We start from the raw sequence: 754 nt of genomic DNA on the forward strand, positions 1-754 counted from the left end.
TATTCGTGTTTGCGCTGATCTTATTGATTGCTCGTGCACTGGCTAAACTCACGCGCAAAGTGGTGAGCAAAGCGGTGTCTTCTAAGAACTTGAAACTTTCCCACCTAATGCAGGACTTCTTTATCTCCATGTCCGGTAAAGTGGTGTGGGTGATTGGTATTATGGTTGGCCTGTCGCAGATTGGCTTGAACTTAGCGCCAATTCTGACTGGTTTCGGTATTGCCGGTGTGATCATTGGTTTCGCGTTGCAAGATACGTTGTCGAACTTCGCAGCGGGTATGATGCTTTTGATTTACCGTCCGTTTGATGTGGGTGATTTTGTCTACGCTGGTGGTGTGGATGGCAAGGTAAGTCACATGAGCTTAGTGAACACCACGATTCGCACCTTCGACAACCAGATCATCATTGTGCCGAACAGTAAGATTTGGGGAGATGTGATCAAGAACGTGACCCATGAGCGTATTCGCCGTGTGGATATGGTGTTTGGTATTGGCTACGCAGACGATTTATTGAAAGCGGAATCGGTACTAACGGATATCGTGACTTCACACCCTGCGGTACTTCGCGCGCCTGAGCCAATGATTAAAGTGCACACTTTGAATACTTCGTCGGTAGATTTCATCGTTCGCCCTTGGGTTAAAACAGATGACTACTGGGAGGTATATTGGGATGTAACGAAAGAAGTGAAGTTACGCTTTGATCGCGAAGGCATTTCGATTCCTTTCCCACAACAAGATGTGCATTTGCACATGGT

1 protein-coding gene is annotated in these 754 nt (G+C 46.8%); it reads left to right on the forward strand.

What is annotated here, in order from left to right:
• On the forward strand, positions 1-754 hold a 754-nt coding region (locus R7040_RS26125; RefSeq protein WP_318097529.1), incomplete at both ends, for a mechanosensitive ion channel family protein.

It is taken from the genome of Vibrio sp. 1069 (assembly GCF_033340555.1).